Origin of the sequence: Leifsonia sp. (genome assembly GCF_051955155.1) — a bacterium.
In the GTDB taxonomy this organism is placed as follows: Bacteria; Actinomycetota; Actinomycetes; order Actinomycetales; family Microbacteriaceae; genus Leifsonia.
On record NZ_JBQCGZ010000133.1, the window covers coordinates 12,704 to 35,722 of the forward strand.

The following is a 23,019-nucleotide window of genomic DNA, read 5'->3' on the forward strand; positions in this document are numbered from 1 at the left end:
AGCTCACGTGAGCAGACGGCGGACCCCCTTGGCCAGCGGGCTGCTCTATGGGCTCTACCAGAAGCGCCTGCGCCGCGAGCTCACCGGGCTCGACCCCGAATCGCTGCCGCGGCACGTCGCGATGATCATCGACGGCAACCGGCGCTGGGCGCGCCAGGCGGGACTGACCACGGTCGCGCACGGTCACCGGGCGGGCGCGGCGAAGATGCGCGAGTTCCTGGAGTGGTGCGACGACCTCGGCATCCAGGTGGTCACGCTCTACCTGCTGTCCTCGGACAACCTCACGAATCGCGAGAGCACCGAGCTCTCCGACCTGATCGAGATCATCGCCGAGCTCGCCGACGACCTCTCCCGCTACCGCGACTGGCGTGTCAAGCACGTCGGGTCCACCGCGGGGCTTCCTGCGCCGCTGGTGGCCGCGCTGACCGGGGCGGAGGACCGCACCGCCGCGAACACCGGGATGCACATCAACCTCGCGGTCGGCTACGGCGGCCGCAAGGAGATCACCGACGCCATGCGCAGCATCGTCGCCGCGCACCACGCCGAGGGCGGCAGCCTGGAGACGCTGGCCGACCTGCTCACGCCGGACCTGATCGGCGAGCACCTCTACACCGGCGGCCAGCCCGATCCCGACCTCGTCATCCGCACGTCGGGGGAGCAGCGGCTCAGCGACTTCATGCTGTGGCAGAGCGCGCACAGCGAGTTCTACTTCGTGGAGGCGCTCGGCCCCGACCTCCGCGAGGTCGACTTCCTGCGCGCCGTGCGCGACTACTCCCGCCGTCAGCGCCGTTTCGGCTCCTAGCCGTACGGCAGGATGGTACGGGAGGTTGGCATGACGACGATCGAGGAGTTCGCCCGCGGGTTCGGCGAGGAGCCGGGATACCTGGACTACGGGCGGGTCGGGCCGGTCTCGCGCGCGGTGCGCGCGGAGCTGACCGGGCAGTACGACATCCTCGGCAAGGCGCGCTTCGGCACCGTCGAGCGGATGCACGCGGAGGACGAGCGCGTGCGGTCCGCCGTGAGCGCGGTCACCGGCTTCCCGGCCGGGCAGATCTCGTTCCAGCCGAACGCCACGTCCGGGCTCATGCACGCCGCGTTCGGGCTGACCGGCGGCGAGGTCCTGCTCTCGCTCGCCGAGTTCCCGAGCGTCACCTACGCGGCCGCGCGCGCCGCCCAGGCGATGCACGTCATCACGCCGACGTGGCTGGACACCGCAGGCGGCCCGGTCACGCCCTCGCACATCCGCGAGCAGATCACCGGCAGCACCAGCGCGGTGATGGTCAGCCTCGTCGACTCGCGCACCGGGTACCTCGCCGACATCGACGGCATCCGCCAGGTGATCGGCGACCGGCTGCTGATCGTTGACGCCATCCAGGGCTTCGGCGTGGTGGATGCGCCGTACGAGGTGGCCGACGTCGTCGTCTCCGGCGGCCAGAAGTGGACGCGGGCGGGCTGGGGCACCGGCTTCCTCGCCCTCAGTGAGCGCGCGATCGACCACCTGACGCCGGTGTTCAGCGGCTGGAGCGCGACCTCGGCCGCGACCCAGACCTGGGACGAGGTGATCGAGCCAGCGCACGGCGCGAAGGCCTTCACGGTGTCCAACCCCGACCCGATCGCCGAGGCGCGCTTCGCGGCGGCGCTGGAGGAGGTGGCGGCGGTCGGCGTCAGGAGGATCGCCGACGCGGTGTCCGAGCGCGCCGAGCGCGTGATCGACCTCGCAGACGAGTTCGCCATCCCCGTGTCGTCGTCGCGGAACACCGCGGAGCGCGCGGGGATCGTGGTGCTCGAGCCGCTGCCGGAGCAGCTGACCGCCCTCAGCGCATCGCTGTTCAACCACGGCGTGACCGCGAGCGTGCGGCCGACGACCGTGCGGATCAGCGTCCACGCCGGTACCGGCGAGGACACCCTGGACATGCTGCGCGCCGCGTTCACCTCCTACGCCTCGGCGGCCTGAGCGGGCCAGCTCCCAGAACTGGGGGCGATTGTTCACCGAATCGAAACGCGACACGCGGCGTGCGCGCGTGCCGGTGTCGGCGGCTCGGCGTACGTTCGTCACATCGGGCACGGCGCCCGATCGAGACGGCCACATAAGTTCGTTTCGGAACCCAATGGCCGGCTCGCCAATGATCCGCCGGCTCCAGCGCAAGCGGAGCGGCGGGGTGGGAGTGGTCGTGGCTGAATCAGGAACCCGGCAGTTCGAGTCGGCACCCAGTGGCACCCGTCAGACCGAGCGCACATACGTGCTCGACACCTCGGTGCTGCTGTCCGACCCCAAGGCGATCTTCCGGTTCGCCGAACACGCTGTCGTCATCCCTGTCGTCGTCGTGAGCGAGCTGGAGGGGAAACGCAACGATCCGGAGATCGGCTACTTCGCGCGTCAGGCGCTGCGGAACCTGGACGACCTGCGCGTGCAGCACGAGCGCCTCGACTTCCCGATCCCGGTCGGCGACGGCGGCTCGCTGCGGGTGGAGCTGAACCACTCCAACATGTCCGTGCTCCCGAGCGGGATGCAGCTGGGCGACAACGACTCCCGCATCCTCGCCGTCGCGATGAACCTCGCGAACGACGGGCTCGCCGTCACGGTGGTCTCCAAGGACCTGCCGATGCGGGTCAAGGCGGCCTCGATCGGCCTGGCGGCGGAGGAGTACCGCCACGAGCAGGTCGTCGACTCGGGCTGGACCGGTCTCGCCGAGATCACGCTCGGCAGCGAGCAGATGAGCGACCTGTACGAGGAGGAGTGGATGCGCACCCCGCTCGTCGACCACCTCCCGGTGAACACCGGCCTGATCGTGCACTCGGACCGCGGCTCCGCGCTCGGCCGCGTCGTCGCCACGGGCGAGGTCAAGCTGGTCCGCGGCGACCGCGACGTGTTCGGCCTGCACGGCCGCAGCGCCGAGCAGCGGCTCGCGATCGACCTGCTCCTCGACCCCGAGGTCGGCATCCTGTCGCTCGGCGGCCGCGCCGGCACCGGCAAGTCGGCTCTCGCGCTGTGCGCGGGGCTCGAAGCCGTGCTGGAGCGTCAGCAGCACAAGAAGATCATGGTGTTCCGCCCGCTGTACGCGGTCGGCGGCCAGGAGCTCGGCTACCTGCCGGGCGACCAGGGCGAGAAGATGAACCCGTGGGGCCAGGCGGTCTTCGACACGCTGGGCGCCCTGGTCTCGCAGAACGTGCTCGACGAGGTGCAGGACAGGGGCATCCTGGAGGTGCTCCCGCTCACCCACATCCGCGGGCGGTCCCTGCACGACGCGTTCGTGATCGTGGACGAGGCGCAGTCTCTGGAGCGGAACGTCCTGCTCACGGTGCTCAGCCGCGTCGGCCAGAACTCCCGGGTGGTGCTGACGCACGACGTCGCTCAGCGCGACAACCTGCGGGTCGGCCGGCACGACGGGGTCGCCTCGGTGATCGAGACGCTCAAGGGCCACCCGCTGTTCGCGCACATCACCCTCACCCGCTCGGAGCGCTCCGCCATCGCCGCCCTCGTCACCGAAATGCTCGAAGCGAACGAGCTCGCCTGATCCCCGAGTGGTGACTTGTTGTCGCGATTGGAGCTGAGGGAGCGCAACAAGTCACCACTCGCCGGCGCGTTCAGCCGGGGTGGGTCATGCTGAGGACGTCCAGGGAGGTGTCCAGCTGCTCCTCGGTGATCTCGCCGCGCTCGACGAAGCCGAGGTCGATGACCGCCTCGCGCACCGTCATGCCCTGCGCGACGGCGTGCTTGGCGACCTTCGCGGCCGCCTCGTAGCCGATCACGCGGTTCAGCGGCGTGACGATCGACGGGCTCGACTCCGCGAACGCGCGGGCGCGGTCCAGGTTCGCCTCCAGGCCCGTGATGGTCTTGTCGGCGAGCACCCGGCTGGCCTGCGTGAGCAGCCGGATCGACTCCAGCAGCGCGGTGCCCATGACGGGGATGGCGACGTTCAGTTCGAACAGCCCGGAGGCGCCGCTCCAGGCGATGGTCGCGTCGTTGCCGACCACGCGCGAGGCCACCATGAGCACGGCCTCCGGGATGACCGGGTTGACCTTGCCCGGCATGATCGACGAACCCGGCTGCAGGTCGGGGATGTGCAGTTCGCCGAGACCGGTGTTCGGGCCGGAGCCCATCCAGCGCAGGTCGTTGCAGATCTTGGTGAGGCTGACGGCGATCGTGCGCAGCGCACCGGACGCCTCCACCAGCGCGTCGCGGTTGGCCTGCGCCTCGAAGTGGTTGCGCGCCTCGGTGATCGGCAGCTCGGTCTCCTGCGTGAGCAGCTCGATGACCAGCTGCGGGAAGCCGAGCGGCGTGTTGATGCCGGTGCCGACGGCGGTGCCGCCGAGCGGGACCTCGGCGACGCGGGTCAGCGCCGCCTGCACACGCTCGATGCCGTAGCGGATCTGCGCCGCGTAGCCGCCGAACTCCTGGCCGAGGGTGACCGGGGTGGCGTCCATCAGGTGCGTGCGGCCGGACTTGACGGCGGTCGCCCAGAGCTCGGCCTTCTCCTCCAGCGCGACAGCGAGGTGGTCGAGCGCGGGGATGAGGTCGTCGATGAGCGCGCCGGTCACGGCGATGTGCACAGAGGTCGGGAACACGTCGTTCGAGGACTGCGACGCGTTCACGTGGTCGTTCGGGTGCACCGGCTTGCCGAGGCGGCGCGACGCCAGCGTCGCGAGCACCTCGTTCATGTTCATGTTGGAGGAGGTGCCGGACCCGGTCTGGTACACGTCGATCGGGAACTCGCCGTTGTGCCGGCCGCTGACCACCTCGTCCGCGGCGGCCGCGATGGCGTCGGCGATCTCGGCGTCCAGCACGCCGAGGCGCGCGTTGGCGAGGGCCGCGGACTTCTTGATGCGGGCGAGGGCGGCGATCTGGGCCGGCTCGAGCACGGATCCCGAGATCGGGAAGTTCTCGACGGCGCGCTGCGTCTGCGCGCTGTAGAGCGCGGCTGCGGGGACCCGCACCTCGCCCATCGTGTCGTGCTCGATGCGGTACTCGGCGTCCGCCTGGGTGTCCACCACGGTGTGTATTCCTTTCTGGGCTCGGAACGCGTCAGCGTCCGTGCGATGAGTCGGCGACCGGTTCGGCCAGTCCGACGACGACGTCGGGGACGACCCGACCTTCTTGGAGACGGTAGTTCGCGCCGACGATGGCGAGCAGGTTCGCCGCCACCGCCTCGCTGATGACCTCGGAGCGCGCGAGCAGGTCGGAGACCGTGTCGCGCAGGTGCTCGCGGCCGACCTCGCCCGCGTCCACCGCCGACGGGTCGACGGGCTCCCCTTCCGGCACTCCGCTCACGCGGTGCACGGCAGGGACGATGGGGGCGATCAGCTGCTGGATGTGCGGGGGCAGCGGCTCCGCGTCCTCGGCCTGCGAGGCGATCGCCGAGGCGACGGCGCCGCACGAGTCATGACCGAGCACGAGGATGAGCGGCACCTTGAGCACGGCCACCGCGTACTCCAGCGAGCCGATGGCGGAGTCGGAGGCGACCTGACCGGCGTTGCGGACGACGAAGGCGTCGCCGAGGCCCATGTCGAAGATGATCTCGGCCGCGAGCCGCGAGTCCGCGCAGCCGAAGATCGCGGCGACGGGCGCCTGGCCCTCCGCGACGAACTCGCGGCGCTGCACATCCTGGTGCGGGTGCTCCGGCGTGCCGGAGACGAAGCGCTCGTTTCCGGCGAGCATGGCGTTCCAGATACGTCCAGGACGGGTCGTCGGCATCAGTGGCCTCCCAGGGTCTCGAGCTGTCCGGCCAGCGCAGAGGCGACCGTTCGGAATTCGGAGTCCTCGGCGGTGCCGAAGACCACGACGGAGCTGCGCCCTGCTGTTGTGGTGAGCGCATAGGCGACGTTGCCGGCGTCGCTGCCGGAGTCGCGGTTGTCGTAGACGTCCCAGCGGACGCCGTCGATGTCGCGGGTGCCCGCGATCCTCGAGCGGTCGATCTGCTCGGCCACCCAGCTCTCGTTCGCGTCGAAGCCCTGGGTGATGCCGATGAACTGGCCCTTGGGGGTCAGCAGGCCGATGTACCAGGAGTCGACCTTGTCGGCGGTCTTGGTGCGCAGCTCCGCGGAGTTCGAGCGCCAGCCGGAGGGCAGCTCCGGCACCAGCAGCGGATCGGGCTCCGCGCCCTGTGCCTGCTGGGCGATCGTCGCGTAGTCGACAGGGGGAGCGGACGCGGTCGGATTGCCGCGCGGCACGACCAGGACGATCACGATGACCAGCGCCACGGTCGCGAGCAGCGAGAAGACGAGGTTGTTGACCGTCTGCCGGTTGCGGTGGTTCGCGGAGTTCTGCGCCTTGCGGGCGGCGGTCTCCTCCGGGGTCTCCGGGCGGCCGAGCTCGGCGACGACCGCTGGCGGCTTGTTGCGGGGACTCATTCGGGGTCAGAGGCTCCCGCCGTGCCGGGCTGGACCGCGCCGGCGCGTGCCGCGTCGAGGCGCGCCTTGGCGCCGATCAGCCACTCCTCGCAGTGCCGGGCGAGGGCCTCGCCGCGCTCCCACAGAGCGATCGACTCCTCGAGGGTGGCCGAGCCCTGCTCCAGCTCGGTGACGACGCGGACGAGCTCGTCGCGCGCCTCCTCGTAGCTGAGCGCACTGATCTCGGAGGTGGGCATGGTGTCCATTCTATTTGGCTGCCGGGGAACCTGCTGAGTCCGCGGGATGCGCGGGGGAGGCGACCTCGTCCCCGGCGACGGCGGCGAACGCCCCGCCCGAGACGGTCACCCGCAGGCCGGTGCCGGCCGGAGCCTGCGCGGGCGCGGCGACCACGTGGCCGGCGTCCGTCTGCACGATCGCGTACCCGCGGTCGAGCGTCGCCTGCGGGGACAGCGCGCGCAGCTGGCCGCGCAGCTCCGCGATCCTGGTGGTCTCCTTCTCGACGCAGCGCTCGACCAGCTCGACGCCGCGCGCCACGTAGCGGGTCAGCTCCGGGGCGCGCGAGTCGACGATCCAGTACGGGGAGGCGAGCACCGGTCGGGTGCGCAGGTGGCCGATCCTGTCGATCTCGTGCGCGATGGCGTGCGTGAGCCTGGTGCCGATCCTGGCCCTGGCCTGCTGGACGCGGGCGAGCTCCTCGGCGACGTCGGGGACGACCCGCTTGGCGGCGTCGGTGGGGGTGGAGGCGCGCAGGTCGGCGACCTCGTCCAGCAGCGGCCGGTCGGCCTCGTGCCCGATCGCGCTCACGATCGGCGTGACGGCGGCGGCCGCGGCGCGCACGAGCGTCTCGTCGCTGAAGCCGAGCAGGTTCTGGAAGTCGCCGCCGCCGCGGGCGACGATGATGACCTCGACCTCGGGGTCGGCGTCGAGCGTGCGGATGGCCGCTGTCACCTCCGTGACGGTGCGCTCGCCCTGCACGGCGGCGTGCACGACGCGGAAGCGCACCTGCGGCCAGCGCAGCTGGGCGTTGCGCAGCACATCCTTCTCGGCGTCGGAGTCCTTGCCGGTGACCAGCCCGATGGTGTGCGGGAGGAACGGCAGGCGCTTCTTGCGCTCCACAGCGAACAGCCCCTCCGCCGCGAGCTGGGCGCGCAGCCGCTCCAGCCGCTCCAGCAGGTCGCCGAGGCCGACGTGGCGCATGTCGGAGACCTGCATCGTGAGCGTTCCGCCCTTGACCCAGTAGTTGGGCTTGACCGCGGCGATCACCCGGTCGCCCTGCTTGAGATCGGCGGGGATGCGCGCCTTCACCGACGACCAGATCGTGAAGCTGATCGTGGCGTCCTCGTTCAGGTCCTTGAGCTTGCCGTAGACGTTGCCGCCGGAGACGCCCCACTGCGTGATCTCGCCCTCGACCCACGCGGTTCCGAGCCGGTCGATCCAGCCGCGGATCTTCGAGGAGAGCAGCGCCACCGGCCACGGCGCGTCGAGGGTCGGCGGGCCGGGGACCATCGCGACCGACGGGGACGTGTCCGTTGCCTGGGGCACTGTGCTGGCCCTCCCATCCGTTGTTCAGCGCTTCCCGCGTACGATCGAGGGGTGAGCGACGCGACCATCAGCCTGCCGATGCCCCGGATCCCCGTGAAGAGGGAGCCGGGATCGCGCGGGCGGCTTCAGGATATCCCGGTCCAGGGACAGAAGCGTGTGCTGCTGGCGGCCCCCCGCGGCTACTGCGCCGGCGTCGACCGCGCGGTCGTCGCGGTCGAGAAGGCGCTGGAGCACTACGGCGCGCCGGTGTACGTGCGCAAGCAGATCGTCCACAACGTGCACGTCGTCTCCGAGCTGGAGCAGCAGGGCGCGATCTTCGTCGACGAGGTCGACGAAGTGCCGGAGGGCGCGCACGTCGTGTTCTCGGCGCACGGCGTCTCGCCGGCGGTCGTGAACGCGGCGGCGGAGCGCGGGCTGCGCGCGATCGACGCGACCTGCCCGCTGGTCACCAAGGTGCACCGCGAGGCCGTGCGGTTCTCGCGCGACGACTTCGAGATCCTGCTGATCGGCCACGCCGGGCACGAGGAGGTCGAGGGCACGGCAGGCGAGGCGCCCGACCACGTGACCCTGGTCAACGGGCCGGACGACGTCGACTCGATCGTCGTCAGGGACCCGGACAAGGTCGTCTGGCTCTCGCAGACCACGCTGTCGGTGGACGAGACGATGGAGACGGTGCGCCGGCTCCGCGAGCGCTTCCCGAACCTGCAGGACCCGCCGAGCGACGACATCTGCTACGCCACCCAGAACCGCCAGGTCGCGATCAAGAAGGTCGCAGAGCAGGCGGACCTGGTCATCGTGGTCGGCTCCGCCAACTCGTCCAACTCGGTGCGGCTGGTCGAGGTCGCGCTCGAGTACGGCGCGAAGGCCGCCTACCGCATCGACTACGCCAGCGAGATCCGCCAGGAGTGGCTGGACGGCGTCGCGACGGTCGGCGTGACCAGCGGGGCCTCGGTCCCGGAGGTGCTGGTCCAGGAGGTGCTCCAGGAGCTCTCCGGCGCGGGCTACGCCGCGGTGCAGGAGGTCAAGACGGCGGAGGAGGACCTGATGTTCTCGCTCCCGAAGGAGCTCCGAAAGGACATCACGGGCAAGCAGGACGCCCGCGCGCTCGGCGGCCGCGGCCGCTGAGCCGTCCCCGCCCTCCCGGCACCCGCCTCAGACCGCGCGCGCGGAGGCCGGATCGGCCGCCGCGGAGCCGCCGAACGCCGGGCGGTAGACCGGCGCCTCCGCCAACTCCACGACGTCCGCGACGACCACCGAGACGTTGTCCCTGGCCTGGTGCACGAGCGCGAGCCGGATCAGCGCGTCGGCCGCGTCCTGCGGGTCCGCCGCCTCGGCCAGCGTCTCGGCGATGAGGGGGATGGCGACGTAGTCGGTCAGGCCGTCGCTGGCCAGCAGCCAGCGGTCGCCGCGCCGCGCCTCCTCCTCCGCCACGTGCAGCGCCGCCGCGTCCTCCGGGTCCCCGCCGAGCACGTGGGTGACCACCGAGCGCAGCGGATGGTCCGGCAGGTCCGCCTCGCCGATCACGCCAGACGCCAGCAGCTCGCGGACGAGGGAGTCGTCCTGCGTCACCTGCTCGAGCGTCCCGGCCCGCAGCCGGTAGGCGCGCGAGTCGCCGGTGTGCGCGACCAGCACCCGCGCGCCGTCGGAGAAGATGCCGACGAGCGTCGTCGCCATGCCGTCGAGGGCGGCGTCGACGCGCACCCGCAGGGCGAGGTCCGCGTTGGCCACCGCGATCAGCTCGCGCAGGCGGCCCTCGCCGGAGACCCTGCCCTCCGTCGCATCCAGCATCGACGCCAGCCGGATGGCGACCGTCGCGGAGGCCACCTCGCCGGCCGCGTGACCGCCGACCCCGTCGGCGACGAACGCCGACCAGGCCGACGCGTAGAGCGAGTCCTCGTTGCCGTCGCGGTAGTCGCCGCTCACGGAGGCGGTGCCGGTCGCGAACCCGAGCGGCGCCGGCTCGGCCACGGGCTCGCCGGAGAGGATGTCGTCGGCGTTCTCCGCGATCCAGCCCATCAGCGGCAGCAGGTGCTCGGTGACGGCGCGGCCGCGCGAGGTCAGGCTGTAGTCGACGCGCGGCGGGATGGTCGGCTGGGCGGTCCGCAGCACGAAGCCGTCCTTCTCCAGCGTGCGCAGCGTCTGGGCGAGCATCTTCTCACTGATGCCCTGCACGGTCCTCCGCAGTTCGCCCCAGCGCAGGTCGCTCTGCGAGAGCGCGACGAGCACGAGCACGCCCCAGGTGCTCGTGACGTGGTTGAGCACGATCCGGGACGGGCACTCCGAGGGGAGCACGCCGTCCGTGAATCCGAAGCCGTTCAACGACGGGAATCTGGCGTCCACGTCAGTAACTTACCAAAAAGTGGGTACCTGCGGTCGGGAAGTATCGGGCGACCGGGCGGGTTGGCGACGATGACCGACCGAAAGGAAACACACCATGACCATCGTCGTCACCGGAGCCTCCGGCCACCTGGGCCGCCTCACCGTGGATGCCCTGATCGAGCGCGGCGTCCCCGCCGCGGACATCCGCGCCGCCGGCCGCAGCGCCGAGCGGCTCGCCACGCTCGCCGCGCGCGGCGTGCAGACCGCCGTCATCGACTTCGAGACGCCGGAGACCCTGGACGCGGCCTTCGCCGGCGCCGACGCGGTTCTGCTCGTGTCCGGCTCCGAGGTGGGCAAGCGCGTCGGCCAGCACCGCAACGCGATCGACGCCGCCGTGCGGGCGGGCGTCGGCCGACTCGTCTACACGAGCGCGCCGCGCGCGACCGACACCGACCTGGTGCTGGCGCCGGAGCACGCCGAGACCGAGCGGCTGCTCGCCGCCTCCGGCCTGCCCGTGACCGTGCTGCGCAACAACTGGTACACCGAGAACTACGTCGGCCAGCTGGACACCGCGGCCGCCACCGGCGAGCTGGTCGGCAGCGCGGGCGAGGGCCGGGTCGCCAGCGCCTCGCGCAAGGACTACGCGGAGGCCGCCGCCGCGGTGCTCGTCGGGTCCGGCCACGAGGGCGCGGTCTACGAGCTCTCCGGCGACGACGCGTGGACGTTCGCCGAGCTCGCCGGCACGATCGGCGACATCCTCGGCCGCGAGGTGGCCTACCGCTCGGTGAGCCCGGAGGAGCACACGCGCATCCTCACCGACGCCGGGCTCGACGAGGGGACGGCGGGCTTCGTCGTCGCGCTCGACGGCAACATCCGGGACGGCGCGCTCGCGGAGGCGACCACAACGCTGGCCGAGCTGATCGGCCGTCCCACCACGCCGCTCGCGCAGGGTCTCGCCGAGGCCCGCGAGCAGTCCGCCGCCTGACGCTCATCCGTCCCGGAGTTCTGCACGGTGCGGCACGGCGTGTCGCGTGCAGAACTCCGGAACGGACGGCGGCCTGGTCAGGTGGAGCTGGTGGGCACGCTCGGGGCGGGCGTCGCGGGGGCGACGCCGCCGTAGAAGTCGAGCAGCACGGGGTCGGTCGCCAGCACGATCCCGACGATCACGAACAGCGTGATCAGGGCGACGACGCCGGCGATCAGCGGGACGTAGAACGAGAGCCGCTTCTGCACGAGAAGCCAGATCGTCAGGCCGAGCGAGACGGCCCAGATCGCCGCCATCGCGATCGAACCGCCGGTGATCAGGCCGCCGACCGAGGGGTCGCGCGTGAACGGGCCGAGATGCTGCGTGCTGTGCAGCAGCTCCATCGCCGCGGGCAGCGCCTGCAGCGTGCCGATCGAATACGTCATCCCGAAGAAGCCGCCGACCAGCAGCAGGATCGTGAACGTCAGGTTCCACCGTGGTCCCGCCGCGCGCAGCTGCGGAGGCACGGAGCGGTCGGGAGCGGGGCGGTCGTACGCGGGGGGAGGCGGGGCGGCCGGCTCCGGCTCGGACGCGGCGGGGGAGTGCCGCGCCGTGTCCAGCCGGTCGGCGTCCTGCGGCGGATGCCAGGTCCAGCCGGGAGGCGCGAGCTCGCCGAACTGCGGGCGCGGGCGTTCGTCCCCCTGCCCGTCCTGGCGCTTCTCGTCCTCCGCCACGCGGCCGCCCCCTCCCGTGCCGCTTACTTGCCGGAGTGGCCGGCGCTGCCCAGCTGCTGCGTCGCCTCGACCACGCGGGCCGCCATCGCCGACTCGGCGACCTTGCCCCACGCGCGCGGGTCGTACGCCTTCTTGTTGCCGACCTCGCCGTCCACCTTGAGGACGCCGTCGTAGTTCTCGAACATGTAACCGGCGACCGAGCGCGTGAACGCGTACTGGGTGTCGGTGTCGATGTTCATCTTCACGACGCCGTTGCGGACCGCCTCGGCGATCTCCGCGTCGGTCGAGCCGGAGCCGCCGTGGAAGACGAGGTCCAGCGGCTTCGGGCCGGTGCCGTACTTGGCGGCAAGGCCGTCCTGGATCTCCTTGAGCAGCTCGGGGCGGAGCTTGACGTTGCCCGGCTTGTAGACGCCGTGGACGTTGCCGAAGGTGAGCGCGGCCATGTAGCGGCCGTTCTCGCCGAGGCCGAGCGCCTCGACCGCCTGCTCGACGTCGCCGAGCGTGGTGTAGAGGGCCTCGTTGGAGCCCTCGTGACGCACGCCGTCCTCCTCGCCGCCGACGACGCCGATCTCGACCTCGAGGATCGCGTTGATCGCCTTGGTGCGCTTGATCATGTCCTGCGCGATCTCGAGGTTCTCGGCCAGCGGCACAGCAGAGCCGTCCCACATGTGCGACTGGAAGATCGGGTTGCGGCCGGCGCGGACCTCCTCCTCGGAGGCAGCGATCAGCGGCAGCACGAAGTCGTCGAGCGCGCCCTTCGGGCAGTGGTCGGTGTGCAGCGCGACGGTGATGGGGTAGTTCTTGGCGACCTCGGTGGCGAACCGCGCGAACGCGAGCGCGCCGGTGGCGCGGGCCTTGACCGACTGGCCGGCGAAGTAGTCGGCGCCGCCGGTGGTCACCTGGATGATGCCGTCGCTGCCCGCCTCGGTGAGTCCCTGGAGCACGGCGTTGATCGTCTGGGACGACGACACGTTGAACGCCGGATAAGCGAATCCACCCGCCTTCGCTTTGTCGAGCATCTCTGCGTACTGGTCCGGCGTTGCGATGGGCATTGCAGCTCCTCAAGGAATCAGGTGTCGAACGGCTCTCATCATACCGAGCCCCCCATCCACCCCCGCCCGCCCGTCGCACGCGGCCGAGTACGCGGATTCTCTGCGTACTCGGTCGTCTCGGGGCCGTTTCTGCGTACTCGGAGGCGGGGGTGTGGATGGCGGGTGAACGTTCGTGCGGGGACGGGGCCGGGAGGGGGGCGCGCGGATACACTGGGGGCGCCGCCGTCCGGCGGTCAGACAACGCCGTTTCGATTCGTCCGGGAGGACCCATCATGACCAGCACCGACACCGCATCCCACTTCACGCATCCGGACCGGAACCTGGCCATGGAGCTGGTCAGGGCGACGGAGGCGGCGGCCATCCGGGCGACGCCGTGGATCGGCCGGGGCGACAAGAATGCGGCGGACGGCGCGGCGGTGGACGCGATGCGCAAGTTCCTGGGCACGGTGAACTTCGACGGTGTGATCGTGATCGGCGAGGGCGAGAAGGACAACGCGCCGATGCTGTTCAACGGCGAGCACGTCGGCAACGGCCGGGGGCCGGCGGTGGACATCGCGGTCGACCCGATCGACGGCACCTCGCTGACCGCGGCCGGCCGGCAGAACGCGCTCTCGGTGATCGCAGTGTCCGACCGCGGCACCATGCTGGACGCGTCGAGCGTCTTCTACATGTCCAAGATCGTCACCGGGCCGGAAGGCCGCGGCGTCGTCGACCTCTCGCAGCCGATCGGCGACAACATCCGCGAGCTGGCCAAGGCGAAGGGCAAGCCGGTGGGCGAGATCCGGGTCGCTGTGCTGGACCGGCCGCGGCACGAGGGGCTGATCGAGGAGATCCGCGCTGCGGGCGCCGGGACCCGGCTGATGCTGGACGGCGACGTGGCCGGCGGGATCAACGCCGCCCGGTACGAGTCCCGCATCGACATGTGCGTCGGCATCGGCGGCAGCCCCGAGGGGATCACGACCGCGTGCGCGATCAAGGCGCTCGGCGGCTTCATGCAGGGCAGGCTCGCGCCGAAGGACGACGCCGAGCGCGCGCAGGGCATCGCGGTGGGCCTCGACATGGACAAGGTCTACGGCGCGGACGACCTGGTCAAGGGCGACAACACGTTCTTCGTCGCGACCGGCGTCACCGACGGCGGTCTGGTGGAGGGCGTGCGGCGCAAGGGCCCGATCATCAAGACCGAGTCGATCGTGCTGCGCTCGAAGTCCGGCACGATCCGCCGCGTGCTCGCGGACCACCTCGCCGAGAAGTGGCTCGAGCCCGACCAGCTCTGAGCGCGGTCGGCCGTCGGCGCCCGCCGCCCGCCAGCCGCCGAGCACAGGAAAAACGCTCCGATTTCGCGCGATTCGGAGCGTTTTTCCTGCGCTCGGCGGCCTGGCTAGGCCGCGCCGGAGGCGGTGTCCGCGTCCGCGTCGTGCGCGTGGGCGCGCTCCTGCTCCTGGGCCGCGAGCTTGTCGATGCCGTGCATGTCGCGCGGCTCCAGCTCGTGGCCCTCGGCGACGCGGTCCCGCTCGCTGACCAGCTCGAACGCCGTCAGCTCGCGCGGCGACTCCTCGATGCCCTCGAGCACGCCGATCACCTTGGACTCGTCCAGCGCGTTCAGCTTGCGCGCCGCCGGGAACACCTGGCGCTCGAACGAGCCGACGAAGCCGTTGTAGTCCTTGATCGTGCGCTCGAGCGAACGGCCGAGCTTCTCGATGTGGCCGGCCGTGGTCGACAGCCGCGTGTAGAGCGTGCGGCTCAGGTCGAACAGCTGCTTGGCCTCCTGGGTCAGCACGTCCTGCTGCCAGCTGAACGCCACCGTCTTGAGCACCGACCAGAGCGTGACGGGGGAGGCGAGGGCCACCCGCTTGCCGAACGCGAACTCCATGATGGAGGGGTCGGCCTCGAGCGCGGACGACACCAGCGACTCGCTCGGGATGAACGCGATGACCAGTTCGGGCGAGGATTCCAGACCGGTCCAGTACGCCTTGCTGCCGAGCGCGGTGATGTGGTCGCGGACCGCCTTCACGTGCTGCTTCAGCAGCGCCTCGCGCTGGGCCGCCTCGCTGCCGGTCGCGGTCGCCGGGATCTGGCTCGCCTCCAGGTACGCGTTGAACGGCACCTTGGCATCCAGCGCGATGCTCTTGCCGCCCGGCAGGTGCACGATCATGTCCGGCCGTCCCGCGCCCGACTCCGAGTGGATGCTCGACTGCAGGTCGAAGTCCACCCGCTCGATCAGGCCGGCCGCCTCCACGACGCTGCGCAGCTGCGTCTCGCCCCACACGCCGCGCGTGCTGTTGGAGCGCAGCGCAGATGCGAGCGCCTCCGCGGTACTGCGCAGCCGCTCCTCGGACTCCGCGGCCGATCGCAGCTGCTGGGCGAGCTGGCCGTGCTGCTGGTGGCGCTGCGTCTCGAGCTCCACGACCTTGCGCTGCATGTCGGTGAGGCTCTCCCGGACCGGAGCGAGCGCCTGCAGCACCTTGCTCTCCGCGCGCTCGCGCTCCGCCTGCGCCTGCAGCTCTGCCCGGTGCTGTTCGACGGTCTCGCGGTGCAGCTCCTGCGCGTCCCGCAGCTGCGCCTGCAGTGCGTCGAGGCGGGCGTCGGCTGCGGCCAGGTCCGCCCGGATCTCCGCCTGCACGGCGGCCTCGGCCGCGCGCACCTGCGCCAGCTCGGCCGCGTGCCGGGCCGCGGTCACAGCGGGGTCCTCCACGGGAGCCGCGGGAGTCGCATCCACCGACCGGCCGCGCAGCAGCTTCGCGACGGCGAAACCCGCACCGGCAGCGCCGACGAGGAGGCCGAGGATGAGACCGATCAGCAGGGCGAGGATGTCCATGCGGTCAGTCTCGCAGGGGCCGCCGACACTGGGCGCAGAAGCGCCGGCGATGGGGCAAGCCGGAGGCGGGCAGCGGGGACGGGACGCCGGGCTCACGCGCCGCCGGGGGCGGGGACGCCGGGCTCAGGCCGCGGCGGGGATGCCGATCCGGCCGACGCGCGCGCCGGTCAGCGCGGCCAGGTCGTCGACCGTCGTCGCCCCGTGGCGGCGGGCCGCGTGGATCACGATCGCCGCGCACGCCTCGGCGTCCGCCAGCGCGTCGTGGTGGTGGAAGTCCTCGAAGCCGGCGGCCATCGCCGCGACCGGGAGGCGGTACGACTCCAGGTGGTAGGTGCGCCTGGCCACCTGCAGGCTGCACAGATAGCGGTACTCCGGGCAGGAGACGAACGTGGCGGCGCACGCGGCGCGGATCACGCCCATGTCGAAGCCGGCGTTGTGCGCGACCAGGTGGTCGTCCTCCGCGAACTCGACCAGATCGGTCAGCTGGTCCACCCAGCCGGCGGCGCCGACGACGTCCTGGGGCTGGATGCCGTGAATGCGCACGTTCCACTCCTGGAAGTGGTCGTGCCCGAGCGGCGGCTGGATGAGCCAGCCGGCGCGATCCACCACCTTGCCGTCCCGCACCTTGATCAGGCCGACCGAACAGGCGGACGCCGCCGAGGAGTTCGCGGTCTCGAAGTCGATGGCGGTGAAGTCCAGTGGCACGCGGCCATGCTCGCACGGCCCACCGACGTCCCCCCGCCTCCCACGCCGACAGCCCCCGCCTCGCTCCTGTACTCCCCACCCGTCGACTACGCAGAAAAGGCGGCCCGAACGGTCGAGTACGCAGAGAATCTGCGTACTCGGCGGGTGGGCGGCCGGGTGGCGCGTAGGGTCGGGGCATGCGCGAGCGACGGGACAAGGAGGAGCACGCGGCAGCGTTCGATCGGGCCGCCGACGTGTACGACGCGGCGAGGCCCGGGTACCCGGCGGAGGCGGTGGCCTGGCTCGCGGACGGCATCCGCGGGCCGGTGCTCGACCTCGGCGCCGGCACCGGCAAGCTCACCGCCGAACTGGTCGCGCTCGGCCTGGACGTCACCGCGGTCGACCCCTCCCACCAGATGCTGCGCGTGCTCGGCGAGCGGCTGCCCGGGGTGGAGGCGCGGGTCGGCAGCGCCGAACGCCTCCCGCTCGGCGACGCGAGCGTCGACCTCGTCGTCGCCGCGCAGGCCTGGCACTGGGTGGACGAGTCCCTCGCCGTCCCGGAGGTCGCGCGCGTCCTGCGTCCCGGCGGCAGGCTCGGCCTGGTCTGGAACGACAGGGACGAGAGCGTCGACTGGGTGCGCGAGCTCGGCGAGCTGATGGGAGCAGGGGAGGCGACGTTCGGCGAGGACGACGAGCCGGCGCTGTCCGCCCCGTTCGGCCCGGTCGAGAAGCGCACGGTCCGCTGGGTGCAGGAGCTGACGCTCGACGGGCTGCTCGACCTCGCGCGCTCCCGCTCCTACTTCATCACCAAGGACCCGGACGCGCAGGCGGCCGTCATCGCGTCGCTGCGCCGGCTGCACGCCGAGCATCCCGAGCTGGCGGGAGCGGACCGGATCGAGCTGCCGTACGTCACCCGCTGCTACCGCGCCAGCAGGGAGGGCTGAGCGCGGCCAGTAGAATGGTCGACCGTGGCTCTCACTATCGGTATCGTCGGCCTGCCCAACGTCGGCAAGTCCACCCTCTTCAACGCCCTGACCAAGAACACGGCGCTCGCCGCGAACTACCCGTTCGCCACGATCGAGCCGAACGTCGGCGTGGTGAACCTGCCCGACCCGCGCCTGGACACGCTCGCGAAGCTGTTCGGCAGCGAGCGCATCCTGCCCGCCCCGGTGTCCTTCGTGGACATCGCCGGCATCGTCAAGGGCGCGAGCGAGGGCGAGGGCCTCGGCAACAAGTTCCTCGCCAACATCCGCGAGGCCGACGCGATCGCCCAGGTGGTGCGCGGCTTCAGCGACCCCGACGTCGTCCACGTCGCCGGCAAGGTGGACGCCGCGGGCGACATGGAGACGATCAACACCGAGCTCATCCTCGCCGACCTGCAGACGCTCGAGAAGGCGGAGACGCGCTACGAGAAGGAGGTCAAGGGCCGGAAGCTCGAGCCGGTGGTGCTGGAGACCGCGCGCGCCGCGATCGAGTACCTGAACTCGGGCAAGCCGCTGTCCTCGTCCGACCTGGATCTGGAGCCGGTCAAGGAGCTCGGGCTGCTGACCGCCAAGCCGTTCATCTACGTCTTCAACGTGGACGAGGACGTCCTCACCGACGAGTCCCGCCGCGCCGAGCTCGCCGCGCTGGTCGCGCCCGCGCAGGCCGTCTTCCTGGACGCCAAGCTCGAGTCCGAGCTGATCGACCTCGACCCGGCCGACGCCGCCGAGCTGCTCGCCTCCACCGGCCAGGAGGAGTCCGGCCTCGACCAGCTGGCCCGCATCGGCTTCGACACCCTGGGCCTCCAGACCTACCTGACCGCCGGCCCCAAGGAGTCCCGCGCCTGGACCATCCACAAGGGCTGGAAGGCCCCGCAGGCGGCCGGCGTCATCCACACCGACTTCGAGAAGGGCTTCATCAAGGCCGAGGTCATCTCCTTCGACGACCTGGTCGACGCGGGCAGCGTCGCCGAGGCCCGCTCCCGCGGCAAGGCCCGCATGGAGGGCAAGGACTACGTCATGCAGGACGGGGACGTGGTGGAATTCCGGTTCAACGTCTAGGCACTGCCCCGAAAGGGAGGAGATCCGGTGCGAACGCCCCCGGACATCCTCCGATCGGTCCCATCCGACGGCGTGTCCGGTTGCGACTCCTCCTCCGCGCCTGAGCCGATTCTGGGCGCTACCAGCCCTGCGATCCCGGCACGCCTTTGAAGGGTCCCACGACGGCACTCGTGATCCAGCCGCCATAGAAGCCTCCGGGCTGCGGGGTGACGACCTCGCCGCCGACCGTGCACTCGTCCATCTGCTGCGCGTAGACGGCGACGCGGTCGCGGAGCGACTCGAACCCCGGCGACGGGTTCGGGTAGTTCCACGCGCTCGCCGACCGCACCTCGCCTCCACCGCGCACATCGAGATACCGTGCGGTCCCCTTGAACTCGCAGAAAGACGAACCGTCGGCGTCGACGAGGGCGCCGGGTGCGAAGTCCGCCATCGGGAGGTAGTAGACCGGTGGGTGGCTGGTCTCGAGCACCCGGACGACGTCTCGGGTCTCGACGATGAGCCGACCGCCGAGGCGGATCGTGACCGGCGTGGCGACGCGCTCGACGCGCGGCGGCCTCGGGTAGTCCCAGACGGACTCCTGCCCCGGTCCGGGGATCTCGGGACGCGGTCGGGGCACCTGTCGACTCTACGCCGGCGGTGCTTCACTGGAGTATGGCCGCATCACCGATGTTTCCTCTCGGATCTGTGCTGTTCCCTCGCGTGCCGGTCCCGCTGCGGGTGTTCGAACCGCGCTATCTCACGATGGTCGGACGGCTGCTCGACGAAGACGAACCGGGATTCGAGTTCGGCGTCGTCCTCATCGAGCGCGGACCCGAGGCCGGGGGCGGCGACCAGCGTGCGTCGGTCGGGACGATGGCGCGCCTGGTGAGCGCCGCCGCGGGCGCTGGGGATCTGCTCATCGTCGGCGTCGGAACCCGACGGTTCACCGTCGAGCGCTGGGTCGACGATGACCCGTATCCGCGGGCCGAACTCTCGATGCTGCCCGAGCTGCAATGGTCCGAGGCGCTTGCGCCGCTGCTGGCAGAGGCAGAGGCGGTCGTCCGCCGTGCGATCGCCCGCATCGGCCGGACGCCCTCCGATGCGGACACCGAACTCTCGGACGACCCCGCCGCCGCCGCGTGGCAGCTGGCGGCGATCGCTCCGCTGGGCGAGTACGACAGGTACACGCTGCTGCGGTCGACATCGATGGGCGGCCTCCTGCGCCAGCTGATCGACCTGACTCTCGACGCCGAGGAGCTGTGGTCCGCGGGGTGAGGCAGCCGGGCCTGGTCGCCGCCCGTTGTCCCTCCCGTCCGCACGCAGTTCGCTGCCGCGTCGACGAAGAGGTCTCGCGTGCCGGCCCTGAGCGTCGGACCCCACCGCTAGCATCCCCTCATGGGGATCGAGGTGCTGCCCGCGACCGGGCGCTGGGATGACTTCGCGACGTTCATGGTGCCGCGGAAGCCGGGCGGGGGCGGCTGCGTGTGCATGTCGTACCGGGATGCGCGGCTCGGGATGCCGGAGCGGATCGCGTACATGCACGACGAGTGCGAGCGCGAGCCGGGGCCGGGCGTGCTCGCGTACGTGGACGATCAGGTCGCCGGGTGGTGCTCGGTCGCGCCGAAGTCGACGTACCGGCGGCTGCTGAACTCGCGCACCATCCCGCACCTGGACGAGGAGCGGGATCCCTGGTCCATCGTGTGCTTCGTGGTGCGCGCCGGGTTCCGCGGGCGCGGGCTGATGCACGAGCTGCTGGACGGCGCGGTCCAGCACGCGCGCGCGGCGGGCGCCGAGCTGGTGGAGGGGTACCCGGTCGACACCGGCGGGGCCAAGGTGGACGTGATCAGCGGCTACGTCGGCACCGTCGCGCTGTTCGAGGCGCACGGTTTCCGGAAGCACGCCGAGACGACGGCGCACTCCGGCGGCGCCGACCGCTGGCTGATGCGGCGCGTGCTCGCCTGACCCGGCCGGGGAGGCGGCCGAGGCAGTACCGTTGAGCCAGCGAACCGATCCGGGAGGGTGCATGTCGTACGTCGTCGACTTCGAGAACGTGTCAACAGTCGGCCTGGAGTCGTCGCCGGTCGCGCCGGCGCTGGCCGGGCTGCGCGCCAACGAGGCCCGCTACTTCCGCAACAAGTACGCGCACGTCTTCACCACCGAGCCGGCGGCGGAGGCGGCAGAGGCGGTGGACCGGGTGGCCCGCATCCTCAGCCAGGAGCGCGACATCGTGATCGCCTCCCCGGCGCTGGAGGCGACCGACTTCGAGGTGGAGGGCGTGCGCTGGACGTACGTCTTCTACGAGTCCGGCCTGTCCATCAACGTGCTCTACACGCTCGAGCCGGGCGGCAAGCGCGCGGTCGGTTTCAAGCTGTCCGACGGCATGGAGGTGCCGGAGGAGCTGTCCGCCTTCAAGTTCGCGCGGCAGAAGTCGAAGCTGGCCGGCACCATCCGGGGCTCGTTCTTCGTGATCAAGGGCGAGTACTGAGGCCTCTCGCGACGACACCCGCACCGCGCGTTCACCCGCGGGACGCGGTCCGTTCACCCTCCCGCAACACCGTGGTGGCCTGACCTCAGCAGGGTCGTGAGGTGGATTCCTGAACATCCCCTCAGAGAACGGATCACGCGTGACCCATCGACCCCTCGGCGCCCTCGTCGGCGCCGTCCTGGCCATCGGCACGGCGCTCGGCGCCGTCGCGATCGCCGCGCCCGCCGCCGCCGTCCCCGCCGGCACCGACATCAAAGACCCGAGCTGCGTCGCCGGAGACACCCGCGCGCTGTGCGCGGAGCCGGAGCAGCTGCTCGACGTGCGCATCGGCGACGTGCACCCGACTCAGCCCTCGCTCGGTTACGACGAGGTCTACTACAAGCTCGGCCGGTACTCGACCGCGCTCAGCAAGGACGCCGTCAACAAGAAGTTCGACGACTGGTGCGAGGCGAACGGCCAGGGCGCCGCTGCCGCGACGACCGCCGCCTCCACGCTGCGCGACTCCTCGTCGTTCAGCTGCACCATCCCGCTCGGCTCGGAGACCGCCGACTCGATCGCGCCGATGAAGACGGTCGTGATCGGCCCGAAGGGCGCGCTCTACCTGACCGACGGGCACCACACCCTGACCTCGTTCGCCGAGGACGCCCAGGGCGGCATGGACACGCACGTGCGGCTCCGGGTGCTCGGCAACCTGAGCGGGCTCGACGACGCCGCGTTCTGGGATGTCATGAAGGCGAACAAGTGGACCTGGCTGCGCGACGTCGACGGCAACGCGATCACGCCAGCGCAGCTGCCGAAGTCCGTCGGCCTGGCGAGCTTCGAGGACGACCGCTACCGCAGCATCATGTACTTCGCGCGGGACATCGGCTACTCGGCCGACGGTGCCGTGCCGTTCCAGGAGTTCTACTGGGGCACCTGGCTGCGGGCGCAGACCGGCATCGACGTCGCCGGCTGGAACCAGGACGACTGGGACGCCTCGCTCGCGCTCGTGAAGCAGATCACGCAGGCGCAGGTGGCGCTCGCTCCCGGCGAGGTCGTGGACGCCGAGAGCGGCTACACCGCGGCCGACCTGTCCGCGTTCACGGCGTGGAACGACGGCAAGGCCGAGACCAAGGGGGAGTGGGCGAAGCTCGCGCAGCCGTACTCGAGCGCCAAGCCGGGCAAGCTCGCGTACATGACCGCCTACCGGGCGACGCTCGCGCCGTCCGCCACCGCTCCGGCGGCACCGGCCGCGCCCACCGCCACGGTGAACGGCTCGGACGTGACCGTCTCCTGGGCGGCGCCCGCCGACGGCGGCTCGCCGATCACCGGCTACACCGTGCGGCTCTCCGACGGCACGAGCCGGACGCTGGACGCCGGCGCGCTGAGCACGACGTTCGCCGGGCTGGCCGCCGGACAGTACACCGCGACGGTCGCGGCGACGAACGCGATCGGCTCCTCCCCGGCGTCCCCGGCGTCCGCCCCGGTCACGGTCGAGGCGGGCGGGCCGGGCACCGACCCGGGCACGCCCGATCCCACCACGGTCCACGGCACGGTCACCGTGACCGGCGACCTGGTCGCGGGCGGCCGGGTCACGGTCGCCGGCGCCGGGTTCGCGGCGAACGTCTCCGGCGTGCGCGTCGAGCTGCACTCGGACCCCGTGCTGCTCGGGACGGTGTCGACGGACGCCGCGGGCGCCTTCACGCTGTCCGCGTCGATCCCGGCGACCCTCCCGGCAGGGACGCACAGCGTCGTCGTCATCGTGAACGGCGTGCAGGTGGGCGCCGCGACGGTCGCCGTCGCCGCGGCCGACCCGGCCCCGGCGGCCACGGGCGATGGCGGCTCCGAGGGCGAGCTCGCCTCGACCGGCTCTCGGATGGACGGCACGCCGCTGCTCGCGGCGGGCGCGTTCGCCGCGGTCATCGCCGGCGCCGTCATCGTGGCGCTGCGCCGCCGCGCGAACGCCGGATAGCCAGCAGAACGCACGCGACGGCCGCCACCCCGATCGGGGTGGCGGCCGTCGCGTGCGTTCTGCTGGCTATCCGGCGTTCGCGCGGCGGCGCAGCGCCACGATGA

Annotated in this window: 23 protein-coding genes and 1 pseudogene; 12 read left to right on the plus strand and 12 right to left on the minus strand. The window is 71.6% G+C overall.

Annotation, left to right across the window (positions count from 1 at the left end; all coding sequences use genetic code 11):
• Positions 1-7: 7 nt before the first annotated feature.
• From ACTHMF_RS14855 to ACTHMF_RS14865, 3 genes are all read left to right on the plus strand, one after another.
• Positions 8-802 (plus strand): isoprenyl transferase, encoded by a 795-nt coding sequence (locus ACTHMF_RS14855; RefSeq protein ID WP_314147026.1) that lies wholly within the window; start codon positions 8-10, stop codon positions 800-802.
• Between the two features lie 30 nt (positions 803-832).
• Positions 833-1,954, plus strand: coding sequence for an aminotransferase class V-fold PLP-dependent enzyme (locus ACTHMF_RS14860; protein WP_440318659.1), 1,122 nt, complete (start codon positions 833-835; stop codon positions 1,952-1,954).
• 211 nt (positions 1,955-2,165) lie between these two features.
• A complete protein-coding gene (locus ACTHMF_RS14865; RefSeq protein ID WP_440318661.1) occupies positions 2,166-3,515 on the plus strand; it encodes a PhoH family protein in 1,350 nt (449 codons plus the stop codon).
• Positions 3,516-3,585: 70 nt separating this feature from the next.
• On the opposite strand, the gene ACTHMF_RS14870 is transcribed toward ACTHMF_RS14865, so the two are convergent.
• From ACTHMF_RS14870 to xseA, 5 genes are read right to left on the minus strand one after another with little or no spacing between them, the layout of a single operon-like run.
• A complete protein-coding gene (locus ACTHMF_RS14870; protein ID WP_314147028.1) occupies positions 3,586-4,992 on the minus strand; it encodes a class II fumarate hydratase in 1,407 nt (468 codons plus the stop codon).
• 31 nt (positions 4,993-5,023) lie between these two features.
• The gene (locus ACTHMF_RS14875; RefSeq protein WP_314147029.1) at positions 5,024-5,692 is read right to left on the minus strand and encodes a carbonic anhydrase; all 669 of its coding nucleotides are present in this window, start codon (positions 5,690-5,692) and stop codon (positions 5,024-5,026) included.
• Positions 5,692-6,348: a DUF4245 domain-containing protein gene (locus ACTHMF_RS14880; protein WP_440318664.1), complete on the minus strand. Its 657-nt coding sequence runs from the start codon at positions 6,346-6,348 to the stop codon at positions 5,692-5,694. The genes ACTHMF_RS14875 and ACTHMF_RS14880 overlap by 1 nt, the downstream gene beginning before the upstream one ends.
• Positions 6,345-6,593 (minus strand): exodeoxyribonuclease VII small subunit, encoded by a 249-nt coding sequence (locus ACTHMF_RS14885; RefSeq protein ID WP_440294405.1) that lies wholly within the window; start codon positions 6,591-6,593, stop codon positions 6,345-6,347. The genes ACTHMF_RS14880 and ACTHMF_RS14885 overlap by 4 nt, the downstream gene beginning before the upstream one ends.
• Before the next feature lies 1 nt (position 6,594).
• Positions 6,595-7,854, minus strand: coding sequence for an exodeoxyribonuclease VII large subunit (gene xseA / locus ACTHMF_RS14890; protein ID WP_440318691.1), 1,260 nt, complete (start codon positions 7,852-7,854; stop codon positions 6,595-6,597).
• 114 nt (positions 7,855-7,968) lie between these two features.
• Between xseA and ACTHMF_RS14895 the strand changes: the two genes are divergently transcribed.
• The gene (locus ACTHMF_RS14895; protein WP_314147062.1) at positions 7,969-9,015 is read left to right on the plus strand and encodes a 4-hydroxy-3-methylbut-2-enyl diphosphate reductase; all 1,047 of its coding nucleotides are present in this window, start codon (positions 7,969-7,971) and stop codon (positions 9,013-9,015) included.
• A 27-nt stretch (positions 9,016-9,042) separates the two neighbouring features.
• Here the strand turns inward: ACTHMF_RS14895 and ACTHMF_RS14900 are convergent, their stop codons facing one another.
• Both ACTHMF_RS14900 and ACTHMF_RS14905 read right to left on the minus strand, forming a co-directional pair.
• A complete protein-coding gene (locus ACTHMF_RS14900) occupies positions 9,043-9,858 on the minus strand; it encodes a PP2C family protein-serine/threonine phosphatase (RefSeq protein WP_440318693.1) in 816 nt (271 codons plus the stop codon).
• Positions 9,859-10,230, minus strand: a pseudogene (locus ACTHMF_RS14905) (winged helix-turn-helix transcriptional regulator); the annotation flags it as partial.
• 94 nt (positions 10,231-10,324) lie between these two features.
• Here ACTHMF_RS14905 and ACTHMF_RS14910 point away from each other — a divergent pair.
• Positions 10,325-11,194 (plus strand): SDR family oxidoreductase, encoded by an 870-nt coding sequence (locus tag ACTHMF_RS14910; RefSeq protein WP_440318666.1) that lies wholly within the window; start codon positions 10,325-10,327, stop codon positions 11,192-11,194.
• 77 nt (positions 11,195-11,271) lie between these two features.
• Here the strand turns inward: ACTHMF_RS14910 and ACTHMF_RS14915 are convergent, their stop codons facing one another.
• Positions 11,272-11,907: a DUF6264 family protein gene (locus ACTHMF_RS14915; RefSeq protein WP_440318668.1), complete on the minus strand. Its 636-nt coding sequence runs from the start codon at positions 11,905-11,907 to the stop codon at positions 11,272-11,274.
• Between the two features lie 23 nt (positions 11,908-11,930).
• Positions 11,931-12,959 carry a class II fructose-bisphosphate aldolase gene (gene fbaA / locus ACTHMF_RS14920; protein WP_314147035.1) on the minus strand — a complete coding sequence of 343 codons (1,029 nt, stop codon included), beginning with the start codon at positions 12,957-12,959 and terminating at the stop codon, positions 11,931-11,933.
• Between the two features lie 272 nt (positions 12,960-13,231).
• On the opposite strand from fbaA, the gene glpX reads away from it, so the two are divergent.
• Entirely contained in the window at positions 13,232-14,233 is a 1,002-nt protein-coding gene (gene glpX, locus ACTHMF_RS14925) for a class II fructose-bisphosphatase (protein WP_440318670.1), read from the plus strand.
• A gap of 104 nt (positions 14,234-14,337) precedes the next feature.
• On the opposite strand, the gene rmuC is transcribed toward glpX, so the two are convergent.
• Positions 14,338-15,774: a DNA recombination protein RmuC gene (rmuC, locus tag ACTHMF_RS14930; RefSeq protein WP_440318672.1), complete on the minus strand. Its 1,437-nt coding sequence runs from the start codon at positions 15,772-15,774 to the stop codon at positions 14,338-14,340.
• 123 nt (positions 15,775-15,897) lie between these two features.
• Positions 15,898-16,479, minus strand: a complete 582-nt coding sequence (locus tag ACTHMF_RS14935) for an exonuclease domain-containing protein (RefSeq protein ID WP_440318673.1) — start codon at positions 16,477-16,479, stop codon at positions 15,898-15,900.
• 176 nt (positions 16,480-16,655) lie between these two features.
• Here ACTHMF_RS14935 and ACTHMF_RS14940 point away from each other — a divergent pair, with 176 nt between their 5' ends.
• Both ACTHMF_RS14940 and ychF read left to right on the plus strand, forming a co-directional pair.
• Complete coding sequence (locus ACTHMF_RS14940; protein WP_440318675.1) at positions 16,656-17,402, plus strand: class I SAM-dependent methyltransferase; 747 nt, start codon at positions 16,656-16,658, stop codon at positions 17,400-17,402.
• A 24-nt stretch (positions 17,403-17,426) separates the two neighbouring features.
• Positions 17,427-18,500 (plus strand): redox-regulated ATPase YchF, encoded by a 1,074-nt coding sequence (gene ychF / locus ACTHMF_RS14945; RefSeq protein WP_314147041.1) that lies wholly within the window; start codon positions 17,427-17,429, stop codon positions 18,498-18,500.
• Positions 18,501-18,618: 118 nt separating this feature from the next.
• Here ychF and ACTHMF_RS14950 read toward each other — a convergent pair whose 3' ends face one another.
• Entirely contained in the window at positions 18,619-19,116 is a 498-nt protein-coding gene (locus ACTHMF_RS14950) for a DUF427 domain-containing protein (protein WP_440318677.1), read from the minus strand.
• A 35-nt stretch (positions 19,117-19,151) separates the two neighbouring features.
• Here ACTHMF_RS14950 and ACTHMF_RS14955 point away from each other — a divergent pair, with 35 nt between their 5' ends.
• The 4 genes from ACTHMF_RS14955 to ACTHMF_RS14970 all read left to right on the plus strand — a co-directional run bounded on the left by ACTHMF_RS14955 (position 19,152) and on the right by ACTHMF_RS14970 (position 22,915).
• Positions 19,152-19,754 (plus strand): LON peptidase substrate-binding domain-containing protein, encoded by a 603-nt coding sequence (locus tag ACTHMF_RS14955; RefSeq protein ID WP_440318681.1) that lies wholly within the window; start codon positions 19,152-19,154, stop codon positions 19,752-19,754.
• A gap of 120 nt (positions 19,755-19,874) precedes the next feature.
• Complete coding sequence (locus tag ACTHMF_RS14960; protein WP_440318683.1) at positions 19,875-20,441, plus strand: N-acetyltransferase family protein; 567 nt, start codon at positions 19,875-19,877, stop codon at positions 20,439-20,441.
• Positions 20,442-20,502: 61 nt separating this feature from the next.
• Positions 20,503-20,964, plus strand: a complete 462-nt coding sequence (locus ACTHMF_RS14965; protein ID WP_440318685.1) for a phage tail protein — start codon at positions 20,503-20,505, stop codon at positions 20,962-20,964.
• A 139-nt stretch (positions 20,965-21,103) separates the two neighbouring features.
• The gene (locus tag ACTHMF_RS14970) at positions 21,104-22,915 is read left to right on the plus strand and encodes a ParB-like protein (RefSeq protein WP_440318687.1); all 1,812 of its coding nucleotides are present in this window, start codon (positions 21,104-21,106) and stop codon (positions 22,913-22,915) included.
• Positions 22,916-23,019: the final 104 nt, after the last annotated feature.

What these genes read in the sequence shown, in the direction of transcription:
- ACTHMF_RS14860 (WP_440318659.1), top strand. Translation starts at nt 833, where the DNA reads ATGACGACGATCGAGGAGTTCGCCCGCGGGTTCGGCGAGGAGCCGGGA.
- ACTHMF_RS14880 (WP_440318664.1), bottom strand. Translation starts at nt 6,348, where the DNA reads ATGAGTCCCCGCAACAAGCCGCCAGCGGTCGTCGCCGAGCTCGGCCGC.
- ACTHMF_RS14940 (WP_440318675.1), top strand. Translation starts at nt 16,656, where the DNA reads ATGCGCGAGCGACGGGACAAGGAGGAGCACGCGGCAGCGTTCGATCGG.
- ACTHMF_RS14960 (WP_440318683.1), top strand. Translation starts at nt 19,875, where the DNA reads ATGGGGATCGAGGTGCTGCCCGCGACCGGGCGCTGGGATGACTTCGCG.
- ACTHMF_RS14955 (WP_440318681.1), top strand. Translation starts at nt 19,152, where the DNA reads ATGGCCGCATCACCGATGTTTCCTCTCGGATCTGTGCTGTTCCCTCGC.
- ACTHMF_RS14910 (WP_440318666.1), top strand. Translation starts at nt 10,325, where the DNA reads ATGACCATCGTCGTCACCGGAGCCTCCGGCCACCTGGGCCGCCTCACC.
- ACTHMF_RS14875 (WP_314147029.1), bottom strand. Translation starts at nt 5,692, where the DNA reads ATGCCGACGACCCGTCCTGGACGTATCTGGAACGCCATGCTCGCCGGA.
- rmuC (WP_440318672.1), bottom strand. Translation starts at nt 15,774, where the DNA reads ATGGACATCCTCGCCCTGCTGATCGGTCTCATCCTCGGCCTCCTCGTC.
- ACTHMF_RS14885 (WP_440294405.1), bottom strand. Translation starts at nt 6,593, where the DNA reads ATGGACACCATGCCCACCTCCGAGATCAGTGCGCTCAGCTACGAGGAG.
- fbaA (WP_314147035.1), bottom strand. Translation starts at nt 12,959, where the DNA reads ATGCCCATCGCAACGCCGGACCAGTACGCAGAGATGCTCGACAAAGCG.
- ACTHMF_RS14895 (WP_314147062.1), top strand. Translation starts at nt 7,969, where the DNA reads ATGCCCCGGATCCCCGTGAAGAGGGAGCCGGGATCGCGCGGGCGGCTT.
- ACTHMF_RS14965 (WP_440318685.1), top strand. Translation starts at nt 20,503, where the DNA reads ATGTCGTACGTCGTCGACTTCGAGAACGTGTCAACAGTCGGCCTGGAG.
- xseA (WP_440318691.1), bottom strand. Translation starts at nt 7,854, where the DNA reads ATGGTCCCCGGCCCGCCGACCCTCGACGCGCCGTGGCCGGTGGCGCTG.
- glpX (WP_440318670.1), top strand. Translation starts at nt 13,232, where the DNA reads ATGACCAGCACCGACACCGCATCCCACTTCACGCATCCGGACCGGAAC.